The following is a 21,282-nucleotide window of genomic DNA, read 5'->3' as shown; positions in this document are numbered from 1 at the left end:
GCGTAGGATGCCCCGGGAGGGGTGCAAAGGCGCTCATTCGAGGAGCAGCCTCTCAATTTCTGACCGACTAAATTCTCTGCAGGCAAGTATCTCTTCGTTTGAGGCGATGACATAGGAAAGGCTGCCGGGGTCCTCCTGATCGTTCTCATAAACGATAGCACCATAACCCTTGCGCAGCATAAGATCTCGAATGAAGCCCCTCGCAGCCAGAATTTCCTTTGTGGATTTTCCCTGCTCGGTTCGGCCATTGCCATCCTCATAGAATGACAGCAGCACAGGCTTCAAAGCGTTGAACTCTCGGCTCTCGTCGTTTTGGTTCGCTGTCAGCTTCAGAAGAAGCATCAACATATTCGGTGAGCCGAAGTCGGGCAGCCTAAAGGGACTCGATGGCTCTCTCACGCAAACTTCGAAGATGGTCACTACTTCCAACGGATGCTTCTTAATTCGACGAATCAGAATATCTTTTGCAGCCGCTAGGGTTCCAAAATGGGTTAACGGCCAGAAAGGCGGGGTCGTGTTTACCCCGCAGTGATAAAGCGTCAATGTAGGAATAGATGTCGCTTGTTGCGACGGAAATTCATTCGTGCCAGGCATTTGTGAAATCTCTCATTTAGATATTGACGACGTATGAGATAGCTAGCAGGACCGCCGACATTGGTGCGCCTTATCGCAAAATACGCGCATTAATTGCAATTCGTTAAAAATTGGCGACCATTCGACAATCCGCAGCCTTACCCATCACCGGGTCTGAACGGACGTTCACTCATCGATGATGTCGATGTTGGAAGGTTGACGGAGCAGACTGAACTGCTCAGCAGTGCCTAAGGTGTGGCTCTGGACGCGCCCTGGACGCATTCAAACATGGGGAAAATATCAGCGGATATCTGAAAACCCTTGCACCTCAAGGTCCAAACTGGCGGAGAGGGTGGGATTCGAACCCACGATACGGTTGCCCGTATGCCGCATTACACACCGGCCGACGGCTGTGCAAAGCGCGACCTGCCCACTGTCTTGACGACTTCACACCCTCCTTGAGCGATTGGTGCTAAAGCTATAAATCTTTGTTTTATGTCGGTCATCCGGGATTGCCAGACTGGCTTGGTAGTGTTTGCCGATACATCGGATCTGAAAATGAGTTTTTTCAAGAAGATCTTTACTCGCCGAGCGACCGATCCGGTATTGATCAACAAGAACGACTATCATGCATTCACAGTCGATTTCGATCAGATAGTAAGGAGCGAAGACCTTGATCGCGTGCTTGGCCCCCTTGCACGGGAAGATGCCGCAATTCTCGACCACGCCTGGCAGACCTACGAGCTCTCTTTGACATCGCTGCGGACCGAATGGACACTGGCCGGGATACGTATGGGGTCACACCTAGCGACGCAAATCCCAAGGTGGGAACGAGAAGACATCATTGTCTCGCTTCTTGTCGATCACTCCGGATCGATGCGAGGACAGTCGATTCTGATGGCCGCCGCCGCAGTAGACACTGCTCAGGATTTTCTTCGAAATCTCGGATGCAAGGTAGAGGTTCTCGGGTATACGACCGCCAGCTGGAAAGGCGGAAATTCCCGCAAGCGCTGGCAGGCCTTCGGATCGCCACGGCGCCCCGGTCGTCTCTGTGATCTGCTGCATATCATTTATCGCCCGGCCGATGATATGCGCGTTTCCTCCCTCGGAAATCGTTTGAAGAACATGCTTCGCCCGGATCTACTCAAGGAGAACATCGATGGTGAAGCTCTTCAATGGGCAAGCGACCGCCTGCTTCACGCACCGGAGCGCCATAAGTTCCTGCTTGTCTTGACCGACGGGGTTCCCATGGATGACTCGACGTTCGCAGCAAACGGCGCCGACTTTCTGACCCGACATCTCCAACAGGTAATATCAGGCCTTGAATCGGATGAACGCCTTTCGGTTATGGCCATCAACCTCGGTCATCAGGCGGCGGATTTTTATAAGACGAGCCGGCGCCTAGACATGCCTGCAGACCTTGGTCCCGAAATGATCGACATGCTGGCAGAAGCAATTGGGAAAAAGCTCGCGCTGAATTGACGTCAAATAGACAAAGCGCGAGAGGGCGGCAAATACCGCCCTCTCCTTTTGATCAGCGACGCTTTTTGCGCCAGGGCGCGTCTCTTTGCCAATCGCCAGCCATGATGCTGCCGAACGGGATTACTTCGTCGACAACTTCGGCAAGACCGTAATGCTCGATCTGGTCTCGCACGTTTGCAGCGCTCTTATAGGCGCTCGGTAATTCCGACACGTCGGCAAACCCTGAGAAAAAGCGCGCATCGAGACCGCTTGTTTCCTTTGCGAGGACCTCAGCGATGTTGTTCGGGCTAAGGCCACGCGAATCCGCTCCGTATTCCGCTGCTAGCTGCCTCATATGCGCGCTACGCGAAAAATTACGGCCGGCTCCATGCGGCGAAAAGCCGAGGCCATGCGCGGCGTTCGAGCCACGAACGATCAACACCGGTTCCGCCATGTTGAGCGGAATAATGGTAAGATCGGTCGCATCCGGCGCCCAGTTGTCGAAGGCGGGTGTCGCGCCCTTGCCGTGGTAGAACAGCCCGTCCGACTTCCGGAAGACGAAGTTGTGCTCGTTCCAGAAGCGATCGGCTACCTTGGCGGATAGCTTTTCAGCAGTCATGTCGTGCAGGACATAATGGTTCTCCTTTGTCCACTGGCGGATCGTTTGAAGCGCAGACCAGTAGGACTCGCCCTCCTCGGTCTCCGCCGGAATCCAGGCATTCTCGCGGTGCGTTTCCGGTGAGAGGAGCTCTCGGAACTTGTTGGCGACTTTCATACCCCGCTCATAGAGCCGCGCGCCTGGTCCCCGCGATCCGTGATGGGTAACAAGCGCCGTCTCGCCGGATGATTTCATCGTGCCTACATAAGCGAAATGATTACCATCGCCTTGCGTTGCAAAATGGTCGACTGCTACATTCAGCGGACCTTCCCGAAGGTAAGGATTCTGGTGAAACGCCAAAAGCGTCTCCTCCGAAGGCTTGATCTGAGCGCCGCGGGGACGCCCGCCGGGACCGAAATACGTTACCGAATGCACCGCATCGAGAAGCGATTTCGGATCGACACCCGGAAAGATCGAGATCGCCATCGAGCAGCAGATATCGGCCGAATGCATGCCGGGATGGATCGCTTCGGACGCCACCACCCCGCCGACCGGGATCGTCCCGATCGGACCCGCGGGGCAGGCATCTGGCATGATCGCGGCGGAACGAACCACCGGCGTGCGCACCAAAGCCCGCATGGTCGCATTGACCTTCTCGATATTGTCTTGCTCGAAAGCGTTTTCGGCGCGGATGTTGGAATAGATCTCGATATCGTTGTCCACGCGCAAGGGAAGCGTCGGCCCCGGCTGGAACGCTCTTGCCGCTTCCAGCGCTTCGGCAACGCAACTGCCCTCGCTCAATCTCTTGTTGGCCGCGTCGAGTGCCGGGCGAAACCACTTGCCCTGGCTCATCCCAGCATCGATCAAATCCTGTCCGCTCAATATCTCGATCATCTTCTTTTCTGCGATTGCAGTCCTTCTTTGTTTCGTCAGGTATTTCATCAGTCCCCGGCGACGAGGTAAGGCGAGACAGTTAACTGAGCTACACATTCCACTTGAAATATGGGATGGCTTGAACATCCGACCTCCCCGCCGGAATCCGTCGGGGTGCTCTTTCCTGTAGTCCCACCGGCATTCGCCGAGGTATTCCATTATTCCAGTCCCGATGACGAAGGTGGCAAGACAGTATTGCCTGAGCTACGGATTCAGAGTTGAACCCGGGACGATTTGAACATCCGACCTCCCCACTTGATATGACGGGGCGCTCTACCTGTAGTCCTGCCGGCATTCACCGGGTATTCATCTGCAGCGGCGACGAGGGTGGACGAAACCGGATGGTCCCGCTCGTGCCAGAGAGCGCCGCCAAGGGAAGGAGTCGAACCTTGCCAGACCATCCAGGTGTGGAGGCTGTAGTTCCGCCCGGCATTCGCCGCTGCAACTCAAGCCATGGCGACGAGAGATCAAAGAAACATCCGTTTCCGAAGGAAACCCGCTACGTGGAGGCAATTGCCTTGCGGGATTTGAACCCGCCGCGGCTATGTAGTTTCCTTTGCATTCGCCATGTCATTCCATTCGCCGTGACGACGAGGTTTGGAGAAACGCCCTGCTCTATCCACTGAGCTACGGGTCCACAAAATGGAGAACCCGACGGGATTTGAACCCGCGACCTGGAGGTTAACAGCCTGTAGTTTCATCCGGCATTCGTCACGGCCCCGCGCCGTTTATGGCAGCGCGGGGTATTGCTTCTGGCGTCAGAACTCGACCGCCTCGATGGTTTTTACCCAGCCGTCCGCTCCATTGGTGTTGGCGGCAAACGCTGTGATCACCTCATAGACGGCGTCCGAGAAGCCGCCGATGTTGAGCACTTCGTCCCGTGTCGGCGCCTGCGTGGTGGCGTAGGGCTGGATATCGAGGCAGACCAGCTTTGCAGCCGGATTGATCTGCTTGATTCGTGCCCATTCCGTCATCACAGCCGTCGGCTGACCACTTTTGCCCGCATCCACCCAGGACTGGTTGTCCGAGATGAACACGACGAGATCAATCTTGGCCTTCTCGTTTGCGAGCTTCCGCAGCGGCGCTGAGCAGTTTGTTCCACCGCCACCCACTGCCGCCAGCGTGGCGGCATTGGTCATTACCGAATCCCGCCGGTTGAGCTTGACGTTCACCACGTCATTCTCGAACGGCAGCACCCGCGCCCTCGGGTTGCGCTGCAGGAACGCCGCGGTCATCAGACCGGCAACATCGATGCAACGGACCGCTGATGTCGCGCCCCTGCGGTTACCGGTCACGGACGACCCCATGGAGCCGGAAACGTCGGGGCAGAGCACCACATTGCCATCCAGCGAAGGCACATTAGCAATCGCAACATCCATCGCGTCCTGCAGCGCATCGCGCACCACATCGGGAACCTGGCCATCGACCATCTTCCACGCCATCATCAGCTGATAGGGGAAGACCCTGGCCTTGCGGACCTCGTCCGGATCTGCCAGCCGCGCCGCTAGCGCCTCGGCAAACCCCTCGACCTCGAATACGCCATTGCGTGCGAAGGTGTTGAGGTTCTGCCGCACCATCTGCCAACCGCCCTTTTGGGCGATCTCGACCCAATGCTCCCGCGTCAGCGGCAGCGAGGTCAGCATCTGGAATGGCACCGTCGGCACCAGACTCGTCTGGTCACGCCGGAAGGCCTCCAGCGCCTTGACGAGTTCCGGCAGTGCCGCATAGTCGTGCGGCTTGCCGATCGCCCATGCATACAGCGCCTTTCGTTCTTCCGAGGTCGGCTTCGGGTGCACCATGCGGATCACGTCGGCGAGCGAAGGATCGTTGCCGACCATCGCGCGCAGGATCTGCTCCGTGCTTGCCCGTTCCAGCCATGCCTGCACCAGCTTCTTCGGCCGCGTGCCCAGCGACTTGCGTCCTGTTGCACCCGAACGTATCACCTGGACGAAGCCGCGCAGCATCTTGCCACTCTTGATCACGCGCGGAAACGCACGGGCAAAGGCGTCGCTCTGAAGGCCGGAAAGCATGGCCAGCAACATCACCGGCGTGTCCTTCATGTGAGCCTTCTCGGCGGCATGGACCGCCACCTTGGCCAGAAACTCCGGCTCGACCTGAAGTGCCAGCGCCTTAACCGCCTCCAGCTGATCGGCACCATCCGCATAGAAGGTCCCGTTGAACGTGCCGGTCACGGCATACTGCGCCAGCGCCTCGCGCGGCGTCAGCTGATAGGCCGGCGTAGCTTCGTGGTTTTTTGTGTCCGCGCCCGGAAGCAATTTTCCGAGGTAGGTTTTGAAGATCGCCTTGTTGACCATGACGGCACCTCTTGGTTGGTTCATGCCAAATACTAATCAAGACGCGTGCCAGTTTGAGGAAATCGGCCCGATGTGAGCGAAAAATCGTCTATCTATCTGTTATCAAGCCGAAAATTTCTTCTCATCAAAAGACATCCGTAATTTGCCAAACTTCATCTCCTCCAATATCGTATCTAAAAATATCGGAACTTATAAAATTGGATAATCCATGAAGCGGCGCGTTGCCATCAGCATCTTGGGAACCACCCTCGATGCGGGGAAATGGGAAAATCGATGGAGCCGCTGGCGGCCCAATGTCGGACTGTGCCAGCAAACCGGGCTGTTCATCGACCGCCTGGAACTCATCCACGATAATCACGCGAGCGCACTGGCCAGCCGAATCACCGTCGATATCGCAACCGTGTCACCCGCGACGGAGGTGCGCAGCAATGTGATCAATTTCCGGGATCCGTGGGATTTTTCCGAGGTCTATACGCATCTGCGCGACTTCGCCCGCAATTATTCGTTCGATCCCGATACCGAGGATTATCTCGTTAACATCACTACCGGCACGCACGTCGCGCAGATCTGCTGGTTCCTGCTGACCGAGGCCCGCATCATTCCGGGCCAATTGCTGCAGCTTTCGCCGCCGCGTGACCGCGAGCCGGACCAGGACTTTGCCGGCACGCACAGGATTATCGACCTTGACCTCTCCCGCTACGACGAAATCGCTAGGCGTTTCGCCTCGGAGCGTGAAGATGCGGCATCCTTTTTGAAATCAGGCATTTCGACCCGCAATGCAGCGTTCAACCGGATGATCGGCGAGATCGAGAGAGTGGTGATCCGCTCAACGGCTCCCGTTCTCCTGACCGGCCCGACCGGGGCCGGCAAGTCCCAGCTCGCCCGCAGGATCTACGAACTCAAGAAGAGCCAACGCAAGCTCAGCGGCCCTTTCATCGAAGTCAATTGCGCGACCTTGCGCGGCGACCAGGCCATGTCCACACTGTTCGGCCATGTGAAGGGCGCGTTCACCGGCGCTGCAGGCGAGCGTGCCGGCTTGCTCAAATCCGCCGACAAGGGCGTGCTGTTCCTCGACGAGATTGGCGAACTCGGCCCTGACGAACAGGCCATGTGCTTGCGCGCGATCGAGGAAAAGAGATTTCTGCCCGTGGGCGCCGACCGGGAGACATCGGCGGACTTTCAGCTGCTTGCCGGGACCAATCGTGACCTTGGCGAAGATGTCCGCAAAGGCAGGTTCCGCGAAGATCTCTATGCCCGGCTCAATCTCTGGACTTTCCAGCTTCCGGCCCTGCGGGAACGCAAGGAGGACATAGAACCCAATCTCGACTTCGAGCTCAGGCGCTTTCTGGAACGCGAGGGCGAAAACATCACGTTCAACAAGGAAGCTCGCGACCGCTACCTTGCCTTTGCAACCGGCCCGCAAGGCATATGGAGTGCAAATTTCCGCGACCTGTCGGCCTCTATCACTCGCATGGCGACGTTGGCTCCCCATGGACGCATTACAACAGACGTTGTCGACGATGAAGTCCGAAGATTGAACAACTTTTGGCGCTCATCATCTGACAACCACGCAGCCGATAAACTACTCGAAGAACTGTTGGGCGTCGAAGTGGCCGCGCGCCTGGACCGTTTCGACGCCGCCCAGCTCTCCGCCGTCATCCGCACCTGCAAGGAACATGCGACCTCAAGTTCTGCCGGCCGCGCGCTGTTCGCACAATCGCGACTTGAAAAGAAGAGCAGCAACGATGCCGACCGTCTAATCAAATATCTGGCTCGATTCGATCTTAAATTTGAAGACGTAAGGGCGACACGCTAAACCTACGTCCGCTGTGCCTTGGCTGTGGCCCAGGCGAAAAATAGCCGGCCCATTTGCCATGTAAGCTAGCCTTGATTTCGTAAAATACGTGGGAAAGCCTTAGGGCCGAAGGTTCATAGTGGCGGAGAGGGTGGGATTCGAACCCACGGTGCCCTTGCAGGCACGCCGCATTTCGAGTGCGGTGCTTTCGACCACTCAGCCACCTCTCCGCTTAAGACGTGATGACGCGTTGGTCAGCGCGGGCGTTCTCATAGCGGGCAAACATGGGGCTGGCAAGGGGCGAATATCAAGTCTTTATATCCTTTCGTCTTGACAGTTTTTTGTCGCTCGCGTATGTCCGCTCGCGATCAGGCGTGGAAAAGTATCCATGCCTCTTTGTTTGTGTGGCGGTTGTTGGAACAGCCACACGAATTCCACCGGCGGGCAAGTTCAAAAGATCGTCTCTTTCGAAACCCGCTAGAGCCCGACTGATAAAAAGACGGCCGCCTTTTATGAAGGCAGAGCCGGAACGAACATGAAAGGATAAACAATGTTCGCAGTCATCAAGACCGGCGGTAAACAGTACCGCGTGGCAGCCAACGACGTGCTCACCATCGAAAAGCTGGAAGCCGAAGCTGGTTCTGTCGTAGAATTCAACGAAATCCTGGTTGTCGGCGTTGGCGCCGATGCCAAGTTCGGCGCTCCCTTTGTTGCGGGTGCGACGGTCAAGGCCGAAGTGGTCGAGCATAATCGCGGCAAGAAGGTTCTTTCCTTCAAGAAGCGTCGCCGTCAGAATTCCAAGCGGATTCGCGGCCATCGCCAGCATCACACGGTCGTCCGCATCACGGACATCTTGGCTTAACAACGGGTTTCGAAGGGTAAAGGAGAACTCCAATGGCACATAAAAAAGCTGGCGGTTCGTCGCGCAACGGTCGCGATTCGAATTCCAAGCGCCTTGGCGTGAAGAAGTTCGGCGGCGAAGCCGTCATTCCGGGCAACATTATCGTGCGCCAGCGCGGTACGCAGTGGCATCCGGGCCAGAACGTCGGCCTCGGTAAGGACCACACCATTTTTGCGCTTACCGCCGGCAACGTGAATTACCGAACCAAGGCCAATGGTCGCGTGTTCGTGTCCGTAATGCCGAAAGCCGAAGCAGCAGAATAAAGCCGGTAAGCGTTTTAAGCAGCCGGTGTCACATCGACCCGGCTGAACGCCCAAAGGTTCAGTCAGAAAAAGGGAAGATGGGACACCACCATCTTCCCTTTTTCTTTTCCCCAACAGGAGGACTGAACATGCAAGGCGAACTACTGAGGGCGAGCCAATCCCGGCCGCCAGAGGAACGGTTAAGACCCGACCGGCCGAGAAGCGATTGCCCCGTCTTACTGTCGCAGAGGTTAGTTCTGCGCACGCCCCACGAAGAAGACATCGACGCACTTGCCCATCTCGCCAACAATGCGAATATCGCGACCATGGTGTCGCGTATGCCGCATCCCTATACGGCTAAAGACGCAGCCGATTTCGTGCGACGCACGAAGGCCGGCGAGATTGGCAAATGCGTCTACGCCATCACGCGAGGAGACAACGGCGCCTTTCTCGGTTGCTGCGCGCTCGAACCGCAACAGGACGAGAGAACGCTCGAACTCGGCTATTGGCTGGGAGAACCCTATTGGAACAGGGGTTATGCCACGGAAGCCGCCCATGCCCTGATCGACATGGCCTTCCGCACCCGCAACAACATCGACCATATCGATGCCCGCTGCCGGGTGACCAACATCGCCTCCCGGCGGGTGATCCAGAAATGCGGTTTCCAGTTCCAGGGCACCGGCATGATCGATTGCCTGGCGCTCGGCGGCATGGTCGCTGTCGAGTGGTTCCGGCTCGACCGCAAGACCTGGATGTCCTTGAGAAGCTGGGGAGAACTGCGATGAACGCCGCCGTCCTCCAGAAGACGAGTTCGACTGTCACGATGCCCGGTCCCTGCCCGGTCATCACCACCGAAAGGCTGGTTCTTCGCCCGCACAAGATCACCGATGCGACGGCGATTGCCGAATCGCTCGGCGATTTCAAGGTGGCCCGCATGCTGGCGCGGGTGCCGCAGCCCTATGACCGTCAGGACGCGCTGGATTGGCTCGTTCCGAATGCATCCGGGATCCTGCCGGACTGGACGCTGGCGATCACCACCGGCGACGACGCCCATATCGGCGTCGTCAGCCTGGAATTGAGGCGGGGCCGGTGGCATCTCGGCTACTGGCTGAACCGGCTTTACTGGGACCGGGGTTACATGACGGAAGCGGCGGCCGGGACGCTGGAGCGTTTCTTTCGGCGTATGCCGGAGGCGCAGGTGTTTTCCGGCGCCTTTGCGGACAACCTTGCTTCGCTGAACGTCCAGAAGAAGCTCGGTTTCACCATCGTCGATGCGAGCCAGCTCTTCAGTCTGTCCCGCAACAGGATGGCGCCGCATATCGAGACCATGCTGCTGCCTGAGGATTTCCGGCGGCCGGCCCGACCGTGACGCTCCCATAACAAAGGCCCGGCGGAGGAAACTCCGCCGGATCATTCACTCGACCTCGACCCAGAGCGGAAAGTGGTCTGAACCAGGCGCCTCGTTATCGACCCAGGCGTTTTTCAGCCGCGGCGCCAGCCCGGCATTCACGAAACAATGATCGAGATGCATCTTCATCGGCCCGTCGCCCGGTGGCTTCGCCCAGGTATAGCTCTCCGGCGTCAACGATCCGGAGCGGTCCAGCACGTCGACGGGTTCGTTGACGCGCAGGATGCGGCCGTAATAACGGTCCCGCTGACCGGCCATGGCGATATATTCGGTCGATTCCGGCTCCATGTTGAAATCCCCCATCAGCAGGAAATCCTCCGGCAGCGGCAGATCGGGGAAACCTTCTTCGGCGGCGCCGGTGAGCGAACCGCCCTCGGAGACGAAGTTCAGCACCCGCTCCTTGAGATAACGGATCTGGCCGAGCCGTTCATCGGGAGAGACATGATCGAGGTGGACGGAATAAACCCGGAGCGGTCCGCTGGGTGCGACGATCACCGCTTCCAGCGCTCCGCGCTGCAGGTTGAGCATCTCCACGGTGCGGCTGCGGGGCAGCAGGAGATGACGGGTGGAAAGGATCGGCCAGCGCGACAGGATCATGTTGCCGAACTGAAAACGGCGCTCGATGCGGCGGCCGTTCTCGACCGAGACGTCGAGCAGCAGGTCGCAAGGTGCGCCATAGACATGGAAATGGTCCGGAAACAGATCCGAGAAACGGGCGACGAGATCGACATGGCCATTCCTGGGGAAACCGCGGGTCACTTCCTGAAGCGCGATGACATCCGCTCCCTCGATACTCGCGGCGATGCGTTCGGGATCGAACACGCCATCCATGCCGATCCCGTATTGAATGTTATAGCTGACGAACTTCATGATATTCTTTGACCTCCGCCCCAACCGACGATATCGAAACCCCTATCGACATGCACTGAGCGCCCGACCTGAAGCGACAGGCATCCCGACTAACACAAGACTGACGGCGACAAGATGAAATTTCTCGACGAGGCAAAAGTCTATATCCGCTCCGGCGACGGCGGCGCGGGCGCGGTCTCGTTCCGGCGGGAAAAGTTCGTCGAGTTCGGCGGACCTGATGGCGGTGATGGCGGGCGCGGCGGCGATGTCTGGGTGGAGGCCGTCAACGGCCTCAACACCCTGATCGATTTCCGCTTCCAGCAGCATTTCAAGGGCCAGACCGGCACCCACGGCATGGGCCGCAACCGCACCGGCGCCAATGGCGGCGAGGTGACGTTGAAAGTGCCGGTCGGCACCCAGATCTTCGAGGAAGACAACGAGACGCTGATTATCGACCTGACCCGCGAAGGCCAGAGGTTCCGGCTCGCCAAAGGCGGCAATGGCGGCTTCGGCAACACCCATTTCAAGAGCGCGACCAACCAGGCGCCGAACTGGGCCAATCCCGGTCTCGAGGGCGAGGAAAAAACCATCTGGCTGCGGCTGAAGCTGATCGCCGATGCCGGCCTCGTCGGAATGCCGAATGCCGGCAAGTCGACCTTCCTTGCCAGCGTCACCCGCGCCCGTCCCAAGATCGCCAACTACCCGTTCACGACGCTGCATCCCAATCTTGGTGTTGCCACCATCGACGCCCGGGAATTCATTCTGGCCGATATCCCGGGCCTGATCGAAGGCGCCCATGAGGGTGTCGGCATCGGCGACCGGTTCCTCGGCCATGTCGAACGCACCCGCGTGCTCCTGCATCTGGTCTCCTCCGTCGAGGAAAAGGTCGGCAAGGCCTACAAGACCGTCAAACACGAACTCGAGGCGTATGGCGGTGACCTGATCGACAAGCCGGTCATCGTGGCGCTGTCGCAGATCGACGTGCTCGACGACAAGGAACTGAAGAAGAAGGCGAAGGAGCTGGAAAAGGCCTGCGGCCAGACACCGTTCCTGATCTCCGCCGTCACCGGCAAGGGCATGACCGAGGTGCTGCGCGCGCTGCGCGACGTCATCGTCGAGGCGAGCGGCGTCAACGACACCGCACTGCCCGATCGCTCGACCCCCATCCAGGATTTCGATGAGGATGAGGATGCATGACGGCTACCCGTAAACCGCTCGCCAGTCATCGCCGCATCGTCATCAAGATCGGCTCGGCGCTGCTCGTCGACCGCAAGACGGGCCTGAAATCGCAATGGCTCGACGCCATCTGCGCCGATATCGCCGCATTGAAGGCGAAGGGTATCGACGTTCTGGTCGTCTCTTCGGGCGCCATCGCCATGGGCCGCACCGTACTCGACCTGCCCTCGGGCGCGCTGAAGCTCGAAGAGAGCCAGGCGGCGGCAGCGGTCGGTCAGATCGCGCTTGCCCGCGCCTGGTCGGAAAGCCTGTCGCGCGATGGCATCGTGGCAGGCCAGATCCTGCTGACGTTGGGTGACACGGAAGAGCGCCGCCGTTACCTCAACGCCCGTGCCACAATCAATCAGCTTCTGAAGATCGGCGCCGTGCCGATCATCAATGAGAATGATACGGTCGCCACGACCGAAATCCGCTATGGCGACAACGATCGCCTCGCCGCCCGCGTCGCTACCATGACCAGCGCCGACCTACTGGTGCTGCTGTCCGATATCGACGGCCTTTACACTGCTCCGCCGCATCTCGATCCCGACGCGAAATTCCTGGAATTCGTGCCCGCAATCACGCCGGAGATCGAAGCCATGGCCGGCGGCGCTGCGTCCGAACTGTCGCGCGGCGGCATGCGCACCAAGATCGACGCCGGCAAGATCGCCACCGGCGCCGGCTGCGCCATGATCATCGCATCCGGCAAGACGGAGCATCCGCTGCGCGCCATTGAACAGGGTGCCCGCTCCTCCTGGTTCGCGCCCTCCGGCACGCCGGTCACGGCGCGAAAAACCTGGATCGCGGGCCAGCTTCAGCCGGCCGGCGAACTCTTCGTCGACGAGGGCGCCGAAACCGCGCTCGGCACCGGCAAGAGCCTTCTGCCGGCCGGCGTGCGCCGCATCGACGGCCAGTTCCATCGCGGCGATACAGTCGCGATCATTGGCGTCGACGGTCGGGAGATCGCCCGAGGCCTTGTGAGCTATGACGCAGAAGAGGCCCGCCAGATCACCGGCCGCAAGTCCGGCGAGATCGAGGCGATCCTCGGTTATGCCGGCCGCGCCGCCATGGTCCATCGCGACGACCTGGTGATGACCGGGCCGGCGAAACGTAAAGACAAAAAAGAAGATCGCAAGGAGGATGCCGCCCATGCTTGATATGGTTGCGAAGACCGGCGACATCGCCGTTGTGATGGACCAGATCGGTCGCAATGCAAGGGCTGCGGCACGCCAGCTTGCAACGGCTTCGACCGACGCGAAGAACAAGGCGCTCCACGCCATGGCGGACGCGATCCTTGCCGCCAAGGACAGGATCCTTGCCGCCAATGCCGCCGACCTGAAAGGCGTCGAGGGCAAAGACCTGCTGCCGTCCTTCATCGACCGGCTGACGCTCACCGAAAAATCGATTGCCGGCATGGCGCAGGCGCTGCGCGAGATCGCCGAGTTCAAAGATCCGGTTGGCGAAGTCATCGCTGCCTGGGACCGCCCGAACGGCCTCCATATCGAGCGTGTCCGCACGCCGCTCGGCGTCATCGGCGTGATCTATGAAAGCCGCCCGAACGTCACCGCCGATGCCGGCGCGCTCTGCCTCAAGGCCGGCAATGCCGTGATCCTGCGGGGCGGATCCGATTCGGCCCAGTCGTCGGAGGCGATCCACGATTGTCTCGTCGCCGGGTTGGAGGCAGCCGGCCTTCCGGAACACGCGATCCAGATCGTGCCGACTACCGACCGAGCCGCCGTCGGCGCCATGCTGTCGGGGCTGAACGGCGCGATCGACGTGATCGTGCCGCGCGGCGGCAAGAGCCTTGTCGCACGTGTGCAGAACGAGGCGCGTGTGCCGGTCTTCGCCCATCTCGAAGGCCTCTGCCATATCTATGTGGATGCCTCCGCGGACTTGGAGATGGCGAAAAAGATCGTCGTCAACGCCAAGATGCGACGCACCGGCGTCTGCGGCGCGGCCGAGACGCTGCTGATCGACAGTGCCGGGATCGGCACGCATCTGATGCCGATCCTCGAAGCGCTGACGGAAGCCGGCTGCGAAATCCGCGGCTCGGCCACCGTTCTCAAGGTCTTTCCGGGCTTCAAGCCTGCGACGGAAAAGGACTGGCGCACCGAATATCTCGACGCGGTCATCTCGGTTGCGATCGTCGACGGCATTTCCGGCGCCATCCGCCACATCAACACTTATTCCTCGAACCATACGGAGGCGGTGATCGCCGAGGATCCTGGGGTCGTCTCCCGTTTCTTCAACGAACTCGACTCAGCGATCCTGCTGCACAATGCCTCCACCCAGTTCGCCGATGGCGGAGAATTCGGCATGGGCGGCGAGATCGGTATTTCGACCGGCAAGATGCATGCGCGCGGCCCCGTCGGCGTCGAGCAGCTGACCTCGTTCAAATACCGGGTGCACGGCACCGGCCAGATCCGGCCCTGACCGCGCGTGACGGAAGAGACGATCGATCGCCGATATCTGGTCATGCCGCATGCCGAACGGGGCATGGCCGTCGGCCTGTTCGGCGGTTCGTTCAATCCGCCGCATGAGGGCCACCTCCTGGTCGCCGAGATCGCGCTTCGCCGGCTCGGCCTCGACCAGCTCTGGTGGATGGTGACCCCCGGCAACCCGCTGAAAAGCCGCTCCGAACTTGCTTCGCTCGACGACCGGCTGGCGATGAGCGAAAAGCTGATCGACGACCCCCGCATCAAGATCACAGCCTTCGAAAAGACGCTCGGCGGCTCCTATACCGCCGATACGCTTTCCTTCGTGAAGGCCAAGAACCCGCTCGTGCACTTCGTCTGGGTGATGGGCGCCGACAGCCTGAAGACCTTTCACTTGTGGCAGAAGTGGCAGTCGATCGCCTCGACCTTCCCGATTGCCGTCATCGACCGTCCCGGGGCGACATTGTCGTTCCTGTCATCGAAAATGGCCCGCACCTTCGATTATGCCCGGGTGGACGAGGATGACGCGGGTACGCTCTGGAAGAGGCGCGCACCGGCCTGGACCTTCATCCACGGCCCGCGTTCGGCACTGAGCTCCACGGCGATCCGCGCCGCAAACGATCGGAAATCGGACTGACATCGGCCAAGCCGTTGCGACCAAAGGGGTCTATATCTTTCTATCACCTTTTCGGGCGCTCTCTTGAAAGATTAAGAATTCGATGCCACCTTAAACACAGCGGCCGAGCGTGAATCGGATTCGCTTCAAGTGCCTGTTGCTGTTACCCGGATGAAAGGACAAACCCTGACAACAGTACACGCCAAGGGCAGAACGGCCTCCGTTCTCCCGCAGAGCCTGGAACGTGGCGCCGATGCCGCCGCCCGTGCTCTCGAACTGGTCCTCGCAAGTCTCGAGGACTCCAAAGCTGAAGACATCGTCACCATCAACATTGCTGGAAAATCAGCGCTCGGGGACTACATGGTCGTTGTCTCCGGACGATCGAACCGGCATGTCATGGCCATCAGCGATCACCTGATTTCCGACCTGAAGGACGAGGGGCTTGGCAACGCCCGCGTCGAAGGGCAGGAGACCGGCGACTGGGTGCTCATTGACACCGGTGACATCATCGTCCACGTGTTCCGGCCTGAAATCCGCGCGTTCTACAACATCGAAAAGATGTGGGCGACGCCGGATATCGAGGAAGGCACGCTGCTGCACTGACGGGTTCGGGCATGTTCTGAACCGGTCGGACTGAGGTCGAAATCACGCGGCTGGGTGCCAACTCGCCGCAGGGTGAAATTTTCGGTCGCAAAATCAACGGATCAGGACATGCGAATAAGCCTTTTCGCCGTGGGACGGCTGAAGACCGGACCGGAGAAGGAGCTTGCGTCCCGATATCTCGACCGCTTCGCCAAGACTGGCCCGGCGGTGGGTCTTGAATTGTCGAAACTGATCGAGATCCAGGAAAGCCGGGCGGCGAATGCCGATACCCGCAAGCGCGAGGAAGCCGGTGCGCTCGAAAAGGCGCTTCCCGAAGGCGCGGTTCTCATTCTTCTCGATGAACGAGGCAAGGCGCTCGACAGTGAGGCTTTCGCCGGTGTGATCGGCCGATATCGCGACGGCGGCAAACGCGACCTGATGCTGGCGATCGGCGGGGCCGACGGGCTGGATCCGCAACTCCGCGACCGGGCCGACATGGTGCTCAACCTCGGCTCGATGACTTGGCCGCATCAGCTGGTGCGCATTCTGATTGCCGAACAGCTTTACCGCGCGGTCACTATTCTTTCGGGCCATCCCTATCACAGAGCTTAAGCGATCGTTTACCTTCAAACACGATGTTGTTTGTGGCCTCGTCGGGCAAATCAGCTTAGGCTTTCTCGATCCGACGATGAGCGGAGCGGGAATGCGGACAATCAGGATCACATCGTACCGGCGCGCGCTGCTTCTGGCGGCGGCCCTCGGTTTCGCGCCGGTCCCGCCCTTCCAGATCTCCAATACCGCTCGCGCCCAGAGCGCAACATCGCCAATGGCGCCCCAGGGCGGCCCTCCGGCAGCAGTCGATCCGACGGCCGATTTGCAGCGCCGACGCAACGAAACCCGCGGCGAGCTTGAAGTTCTGACCAAGAGCATGAAGATTTCGGGCGACCGGGCTGCCGCCATTGAAAAAAACATCGCCGATATCAGGAAGAACACCGCCGATGTCCGCCAGGCGCTGATCGATTCGGCGGCACGCCGCAGAGGTCTGGAAACCAAGATCCTCGGCAGCGAAAAGAAGATCACCGAACTGAAGCTCAAGGAGGACGGTATCCGCACCTCCCTGCGTGGTCGCCGCGCGGTGCTGGCCGAGGTGCTCGCAGCCCTGCAACGCATGGGCCGCAACCCTCCTCCGGCACTTCTGGTGACGCCCGACGATGCACTCGCCTCGGTTCGAAGCGCGATCCTGCTCGGCGCCGTCGTTCCCGGCATGCGCCACGAGGCGGACAAGCTCGTTGCCGACCTTCAGTCGCTGGCCTCCCTACAGGCTTCGGCTATGACCGAGAAGACGACCGTTTCCAGCACCATCGCCGCGAGCCTCGAAGAGGACCGGCGCATGGATCTTCTGCTTGCCGAAAACGAAAAGTTGAACAAGCGCAACGCGGCCGATCTCGACGCCGAGCGCCGCCGCTCCGAGGAGCTTGCCGGCCGCGCTACCACGCTTGAAAACCTCATTCAGACGTTCGAAGGCGACATCGCCTCGGTGCGCGAGGCAATCGACCGGACGCGCGCCGAGGAAGAGCGCCAGCGCATGATGTCTGACGCCGAGCGCGAAAAGGCAAAGCAGCTGGCCCAAAGCGGCGTGCCCGACAAAAACCGCATTGCGCCCGCATACGCGTTTTCAAGCCTCAAGCAGAAGCTGGAGCTTCCGGTTGCCGGAGATGTATTGCGGTGGTTCGGCGACGCCGATGGGACGGGGCACACGGCAAGAGGCATAACTGTCGCTTCGAATGCGGGGGCAGTGGTGACGGCGCCGGCTGACGGCCTGGTGGTCTTCGCCGGAGCCTTCCGGAGTTACGGCCAAATGATCATCCTCAATGCCGGAGACGGATACCATCTGGTTCTGACCGGCATGGATGTAGTGAATGCGCGGCAGGGCAAGTTCGTTTTCGCAGGCGAACCCATCGCCGTGATGGGTGAGAAAAGAGTGGCAAGCGCAACTGCATTGGCGCTGGAAACAGATCGTCCAACGCTTTACATTGAATTCCGAAAAGATGGCACACCGGTCGATTCCAAACCGTGGTGGACCTCGAAAGAAACTGGAAGGGCACGAAATGATTCGTAGGGCTTCTCTTGTCATCGTCGGTGCACTCTTGGGTGCGACCGCGATGAGCGTGATTTATTCGGCCGGTGTGCCGGCGCAGGCCGCCGGCCCTTCGACCTACAGGGAATTGTCGATCTTCGGCGACGTCTTCGAGCGGGTCCGCGCCCAGTACGTGACGCCRCCGGATGAAGAAAAGCTGGTCGAGAACGCCATCAACGGCATGCTGACCTCGCTCGATCCCCATTCAAGCTTCATGAATGCCAAGGATGCCGAAGACATGCGCACGCAGACGCGTGGCGAGTTCGGCGGCCTCGGCATCGAAGTCACGATGGAAAACGAGCTCGTCAAGGTCATCGCGCCGATCGACGACACGCCCGCCTCCAAGGCCGGCATTCTGGCAGGCGACCTCATCTCCGAGATCGACGGCGCACCGGTGCGCGGTCTGAAGCTCGAAGACGCCGTCGAAAAGATGCGCGGCGGCATCAACACCCCCATCAAGCTGACGATCATCCGCCAAGGCGCCGATAAGCCGCTCGACATCACCGTGGTACGCGACATCATCGCGGTCCGCGCCGTGAAGTCCCGTGTCGAAGGCGGCGATGTCGGTTATGTCCGCGTCATCTCCTTCACCGAGAAGACCTATGACGACCTCGAAAAGGCGATCAAGAAGATCAAGGCGGATGTCCCGGCCGACAAGCTGAAGGGTTACGTGCTCGACCTGCGCCTCAACCCGGGCGGTCTGCTCGATCAGGCGATCAATGTTTCGGACGCCTTCCTGGAACGGGGCGAAGTGGTTTCCACCCGCGGCCGCAATGCCGAAGAAACCCGCCGCTTCAATGCCGGCCCGGGCGACCTGACCGATGGCAAGCCGGTCATCGTGCTCGTCAACGGCGGTTCGGCTTCCGCTTCGGAGATCGTCGCCGGCGCGCTCCAGGATCTGCGTCGTGCGACGGTTCTCGGCACGCGATCCTTCGGCAAGGGTTCGGTTCAGACAATCATCCCGCTCGGCGATGCCGGCGCGCTGCGTCTGACGACCGCGCTCTATTACACGCCGTCGGGCAAGTCGATCCAGGGCACCGGCATCCAGCCGGATATCAAGGTCGATCAGCCGCTGCCACCGGAACTGCAGGGTAAAATCAGGGCTGAAGGCGAATCCAGCCTACGCGGCCACATCCAGGGTTCTGCCGAGACCGACGAAGGTTCCGGTTCCGCAGCCTATGTGCCGCCGGAAGCCAAGGACGATATCCAGCTCAACTATGCGCTCGACCTCTTCCGCGGCGTGAAGAAGGATCCGTCCTTCCCGCCGAGCCCGGATAAGGCCGCCGCCGCCACGATCAAGAAGTAAAGACATCATCGGGCCGGCCAGCGTGACGCGTCGAAAAGACGCCGCGCTGGCCGGTTCTTCGTATCTGCAGGAAAAGCGCGGACTAGACCTTGGGCACCGATCTCCATGCACCGCTCGGACAGAACCGGCCGGCCGCTCGACGACGGAGCCGAAAGTTTTCCTTCGCAATCGTTTTTGCCGCTTTCGCGGTTGCCGGCATCCTGGGACTTTCGCTCTACGCCATGCGCGGCGATGATGCCCTGAAGCAGGTTGCTTCCAACGTTCCACCCGCCTCCAAGCCCGAACAGACCCAGCCTCCTTCGAAACCCGACCAGAACGCGGCGCAGCAATCTGCCGGCATGCCTCGATCGGATCCCAATTCCGGCGCTAATATCGAGCGGACGCTCACCGATGATGGGTCGGTCGTGACCAAATATACGCCCCGCTCACGCGATGGCAGCGGGCCGGTGATGATCGGCACCCAGCGGATCGGCCAGGATCCCCGCATGGCTGCCCAACCCAATGATGCGCTTCTGGAGAATTCTCCCCATGGCCGGCTGCCGATTGTCGGTCCCGGCGGGCAGCGTCCGATGGACCAGTACGCGCGCCCCTGGTCCGGCGCGCGCGGCACCCGCATCGCAATCGTCGTCGGCGGTCTTGGCCTTAGCCAGACAGGCACCCAGCGGGCGATCCGCGACCTGCCGCCCACGGTGACGCTCGCCTTTGCCGTCAGCGGCAACAGCCTGCAGCGCTGGATGCAGGATGCCCGCCGTGCCGGTCACGAAATCCTGATCCAGGTGCCGTTTGAACCGTTCGATTATCCGACAAACGATCCAGGCCCCGGCACTTTGCTGACCAAGATGTCCCCCAAGGATAATCTCGGCCGCCTCCATCAGGCCATGGGTGAGATCACCAACTATACCGGCGTCATGAACTATCTCGGCGGCCGCTATCTCTCGGATGCCGGCGCGCTGGAACCGGTGCTGCGCGATATTTCAAAACGCGGGCTGCTTTTCCTCGACGACGGGACATCGGCGCAGTCGAAGACTGCGGTCGTTGCCAAGGCGATCGAACTGCCCCATGCCTTCGGCGATCTGACCCTTGATGGACAATTGCAGAAGGATGCGATCCTCAAGAAACTCGATGAACTGGAGCGCATAGCCGGCCGCAAGGGAACGGCAATCGGCATCGCCTCGGCTTTCGACGAAAGCATCGATGCGATAAGGCAATGGAGCGAGGAAGTCTCGCAGCGTGGGATCGAGATTGTCGGCGTCTCGTCACTTGCAAGCGAAAGCGTCGAACCGTGATCGATCGGAGTTATCCATGAGCAAGAAAGACAAACGCTCGGTCGTCGCCGAGGAACTTCCCTATCGCCCCTGCGTCGGCATCATGGTTCTGAACCGCGCCGGCCTTGTCTGGGCCGGCCGGCGCATCAGCGAAGGCAATAGCGAGTATGATGGCTCCCCGCAGCTCTGGCAGATGCCGCAGGGCGGCATAGACAAGGGCGAGGACCCGCTTCCCGCCGCCTATCGCGAGCTTTACGAAGAAACGGGGATGCGCTCCGTCACCTTGCTTGCCGAGGCGCAGGATTGGATCAATTACGATCTGCCTGCGCATCTGATCGGCATCGGGCTGAAGGGAAAATACCGCGGCCAGACCCAGCGCTGGTTTGCCTTCCGCTTCGATGGCGACGAGAGCGAGATCGCCATCAACCCGCCGCCGGGCGGACACGCGCCGGAATTCGATGCCTGGGAATGGAAGCCGATGGCGGACCTGCCCAGCCTGATCGTGCCCTTCAAGCGCGCGGTCTACGACCAGGTCGTCGCGGAGTTTACCCATCTGGCCGAAGCGGCAGCCGAACGGCTCTGACCGGCCAGGGCCGGCGCTCCTTTCATGGCTGCCATAGCCAACGTTCCCATCGACCGAAATGAAAAGAC

At 60.2% G+C, this 21,282-nt stretch carries 20 protein-coding genes and 2 tRNA genes; 16 read left to right on the top strand and 6 right to left on the bottom strand.

The window, feature by feature from the left end; all coding sequences use genetic code 11:
* Positions 1-33: 33 nt before the first annotated feature.
* Complete coding sequence (locus AC1D3C_RS23370; protein ID WP_477484528.1) at positions 34-594, bottom strand: hypothetical protein; 561 nt, start codon at positions 592-594, stop codon at positions 34-36.
* Positions 595-914: 320 nt separating this feature from the next.
* Positions 915-1,031 (bottom strand) — tRNA-OTHER (locus AC1D3C_RS23365).
* Positions 1,032-1,131: 100 nt separating this feature from the next.
* Here AC1D3C_RS23365 and AC1D3C_RS23360 point away from each other — a divergent pair.
* Entirely contained in the window at positions 1,132-2,055 is a 924-nt protein-coding gene (locus AC1D3C_RS23360; protein ID WP_477484527.1) for a cobaltochelatase CobT-related protein, read from the top strand.
* A 52-nt stretch (positions 2,056-2,107) separates the two neighbouring features.
* On the opposite strand, the gene AC1D3C_RS23355 is transcribed toward AC1D3C_RS23360, so the two are convergent.
* Positions 2,108-3,526: an RtcB family protein gene (locus tag AC1D3C_RS23355; protein ID WP_477484526.1), complete on the bottom strand. Its 1,419-nt coding sequence runs from the start codon at positions 3,524-3,526 to the stop codon at positions 2,108-2,110.
* A gap of 797 nt (positions 3,527-4,323) precedes the next feature.
* Positions 4,324-5,880 carry an RNA-binding protein gene (locus AC1D3C_RS23350; protein ID WP_477484586.1) on the bottom strand — a complete coding sequence of 519 codons (1,557 nt, stop codon included), beginning with the start codon at positions 5,878-5,880 and terminating at the stop codon, positions 4,324-4,326.
* A gap of 208 nt (positions 5,881-6,088) precedes the next feature.
* Between AC1D3C_RS23350 and rtcR the strand changes: the two genes are divergently transcribed.
* Positions 6,089-7,696, top strand: a complete 1,608-nt coding sequence (gene rtcR / locus AC1D3C_RS23345; RefSeq protein ID WP_477484525.1) for an RNA repair transcriptional activator RtcR — start codon at positions 6,089-6,091, stop codon at positions 7,694-7,696.
* A gap of 119 nt (positions 7,697-7,815) precedes the next feature.
* On the opposite strand, the gene AC1D3C_RS23340 is transcribed toward rtcR, so the two are convergent.
* Positions 7,816-7,905: transfer RNA gene (locus AC1D3C_RS23340), tRNA-Ser, on the bottom strand.
* A 320-nt stretch (positions 7,906-8,225) separates the two neighbouring features.
* On the opposite strand from AC1D3C_RS23340, the gene rplU reads away from it, so the two are divergent.
* The 4 genes from rplU to AC1D3C_RS23320 all read left to right on the top strand — a co-directional run bounded on the left by rplU (position 8,226) and on the right by AC1D3C_RS23320 (position 10,187).
* The gene (gene rplU, locus AC1D3C_RS23335) at positions 8,226-8,537 is read left to right on the top strand and encodes a 50S ribosomal protein L21 (protein ID WP_007757413.1); all 312 of its coding nucleotides are present in this window, start codon (positions 8,226-8,228) and stop codon (positions 8,535-8,537) included.
* 32 nt (positions 8,538-8,569) lie between these two features.
* Complete coding sequence (gene rpmA, locus AC1D3C_RS23330) at positions 8,570-8,839, top strand: 50S ribosomal protein L27 (RefSeq protein ID WP_007757411.1); 270 nt, start codon at positions 8,570-8,572, stop codon at positions 8,837-8,839.
* 128 nt (positions 8,840-8,967) lie between these two features.
* Complete coding sequence (locus tag AC1D3C_RS23325; RefSeq protein WP_038547209.1) at positions 8,968-9,603, top strand: GNAT family N-acetyltransferase; 636 nt, start codon at positions 8,968-8,970, stop codon at positions 9,601-9,603.
* Positions 9,600-10,187, top strand: a complete 588-nt coding sequence (locus tag AC1D3C_RS23320) for a GNAT family N-acetyltransferase (RefSeq protein ID WP_477484524.1) — start codon at positions 9,600-9,602, stop codon at positions 10,185-10,187. Before AC1D3C_RS23325 ends, AC1D3C_RS23320 begins: the two co-directional genes overlap by 4 nt.
* Positions 10,188-10,232: 45 nt before the next feature.
* Here the strand turns inward: AC1D3C_RS23320 and AC1D3C_RS23315 are convergent, their stop codons facing one another.
* Entirely contained in the window at positions 10,233-11,096 is an 864-nt protein-coding gene (locus tag AC1D3C_RS23315; protein ID WP_477484523.1) for an endonuclease/exonuclease/phosphatase family protein, read from the bottom strand.
* A 114-nt stretch (positions 11,097-11,210) separates the two neighbouring features.
* Between AC1D3C_RS23315 and obgE the strand changes: the two genes are divergently transcribed.
* The 10 genes from obgE to AC1D3C_RS23265 all read left to right on the top strand — a co-directional run bounded on the left by obgE (position 11,211) and on the right by AC1D3C_RS23265 (position 21,214).
* On the top strand, positions 11,211-12,272 hold the full coding sequence (gene obgE, locus AC1D3C_RS23310; protein ID WP_477484522.1) for a GTPase ObgE: 1,062 nt from the start codon (positions 11,211-11,213) through the stop codon (positions 12,270-12,272).
* Entirely contained in the window at positions 12,269-13,447 is a 1,179-nt protein-coding gene (proB, locus tag AC1D3C_RS23305; protein WP_477484521.1) for a glutamate 5-kinase, read from the top strand. The genes obgE and proB overlap by 4 nt, the downstream gene beginning before the upstream one ends.
* A complete protein-coding gene (locus AC1D3C_RS23300) occupies positions 13,440-14,723 on the top strand; it encodes a glutamate-5-semialdehyde dehydrogenase (RefSeq protein WP_477484520.1) in 1,284 nt (427 codons plus the stop codon). The genes proB and AC1D3C_RS23300 overlap by 8 nt, the downstream gene beginning before the upstream one ends.
* 42 nt (positions 14,724-14,765) lie before the next feature.
* Positions 14,766-15,362, top strand: coding sequence for a nicotinate-nucleotide adenylyltransferase (locus AC1D3C_RS23295; protein WP_247033273.1), 597 nt, complete (start codon positions 14,766-14,768; stop codon positions 15,360-15,362).
* A gap of 150 nt (positions 15,363-15,512) precedes the next feature.
* Complete coding sequence (gene rsfS / locus AC1D3C_RS23290; protein ID WP_037086221.1) at positions 15,513-15,944, top strand: ribosome silencing factor; 432 nt, start codon at positions 15,513-15,515, stop codon at positions 15,942-15,944.
* A 108-nt stretch (positions 15,945-16,052) separates the two neighbouring features.
* Positions 16,053-16,535: a 23S rRNA (pseudouridine(1915)-N(3))-methyltransferase RlmH gene (gene rlmH / locus AC1D3C_RS23285; protein ID WP_038591469.1), complete on the top strand. Its 483-nt coding sequence runs from the start codon at positions 16,053-16,055 to the stop codon at positions 16,533-16,535.
* A gap of 91 nt (positions 16,536-16,626) precedes the next feature.
* Positions 16,627-18,042, top strand: coding sequence for a murein hydrolase activator EnvC family protein (locus AC1D3C_RS23280; RefSeq protein WP_477484519.1), 1,416 nt, complete (start codon positions 16,627-16,629; stop codon positions 18,040-18,042).
* Positions 18,032-19,366 (top strand): S41 family peptidase, encoded by a 1,335-nt coding sequence (locus AC1D3C_RS23275; protein WP_038547237.1) that lies wholly within the window; start codon positions 18,032-18,034, stop codon positions 19,364-19,366. Before AC1D3C_RS23280 ends, AC1D3C_RS23275 begins: the two co-directional genes overlap by 11 nt.
* Positions 19,367-19,455: 89 nt before the next feature.
* Positions 19,456-20,652 carry a divergent polysaccharide deacetylase family protein gene (locus AC1D3C_RS23270; RefSeq protein ID WP_477484518.1) on the top strand — a complete coding sequence of 399 codons (1,197 nt, stop codon included), beginning with the start codon at positions 19,456-19,458 and terminating at the stop codon, positions 20,650-20,652.
* Between the two features lie 16 nt (positions 20,653-20,668).
* Positions 20,669-21,214, top strand: a complete 546-nt coding sequence (locus tag AC1D3C_RS23265) for an RNA pyrophosphohydrolase (protein WP_477484517.1) — start codon at positions 20,669-20,671, stop codon at positions 21,212-21,214.
* Positions 21,215-21,282: the final 68 nt, after the last annotated feature.

The sequence above is a fragment of the Neorhizobium sp. P1_A6 genome (genome assembly GCF_056406795.1).
The sequence above is the reverse complement of the archived record's forward strand: the minus strand, read 5'-3'. Positions and strand labels throughout refer to the sequence as shown.